Below are 1175 nucleotides of genomic sequence, written 5' to 3' on the forward strand. Positions count from 1 at the left end.
GGATAAAGAGGAGTGTATACATTTATGCCATTATCAAATTCACAAAAATCAGCTCTAGCGTATATTGAAACTGAGGCAAAAAAACATAAGCATGAGGCGAGATCAAGCATTCATCATATTTTAAAGATGTCAAACGTCTCAACAGATACATTCGAAAAAACGTTTGATGCTATTAAGGCAAACGCCAGAATTGCCTTGCATTTTCATCCAGACCGGCTCGTTTCCAGCTTTAACAGCGTTGTCCAATCATTATTCATACAAGGAGAGTATAAAAGCCAATTCGAAACGCTTATCTCAGCCGGAAGTGTTTCTGCCTTTCCAGGCGGCGAACGGGACCTTTGGGAGAGAAGGTTATTTGGAGGGGCCTACCATGGTGAAGACGCAGCCATGAAAGACCGCCCTAAATACGGGGCGCTGAATTTGATGCTTCCTTCAGATGGACCTGCTCCCCGCTTTGGTTCATGCTATTTCCTCCTTTATCCATCAGTCTCTCATCGTTCTACTTTTACCTATTTAGATTCCCATCTGGAATTAAAGGAAAAGGGAACATTTCAGGAATTTGATTTAATACTCGCAGCACTTCTGGAGGATTCATTTTCAAGAGAATTTGCATTAGGAGAAGCTCAAATTCGCCCTCCTAGGCTATTCAATCATTTATTAACGAATCTTTCAGACCCTCAAAAATATCTCTATGAACAAAAAATCCATCGTAATCTTGACCACTACATAGAAGCCCAAATCCATGGGCCCATCTCACTTAGAAATGACGTTGAAATACTCGTTGCAGACACCTCATTTAGAGGAACGGATATTGGGGGAATTATGGAGCAGCTATGCTCAAAGTATTCCATCCAACTACATTGGCGAAGGGGCTTTCACCTTACAGTGCAGGAAGTACCTTCTGATTTTAGAGGTGTAAAAATGCCTGTTCTCGCAAAACGTATTGCCGAAACCAACGATATAAATGCACGGATAATTGGCTCTGCCATGAAAGTTATGTACTCACAGCCTGATCAATGGTCTGACTACGGAACCATGAAGGAAATCACGCAGGATATTAAGCTATTATGGCATGTCCTTGTGAGATATGGCTCATGCTAGACAAGTAAGTGTGTGAAACAATTGGGGGATAAAAATATTGTAAGTGAGCAATTTAAAAAGGACTAGCAATCTAT

1 protein-coding gene is annotated in these 1175 nt (G+C 41.1%); it reads left to right on the top strand.

Features of this window, described 5'->3' with window-relative positions; all coding sequences use genetic code 11:
• The first annotated feature begins 24 nt into the window (after window positions 1-24).
• The gene (locus tag ACI35L_RS00500; RefSeq protein ID WP_439801994.1) at window positions 25-1101 is read left to right on the top strand and encodes a DUF3626 domain-containing protein; all 1077 of its coding nucleotides are present in this window, start codon (window positions 25-27) and stop codon (window positions 1099-1101) included.
• Window positions 1102-1175: the final 74 nt, after the last annotated feature.

The organism is Pradoshia sp. (assembly GCF_051873915.1).
GTDB lineage: Bacteria > Bacillota > Bacilli > Bacillales > Pradoshiaceae > Pradoshia.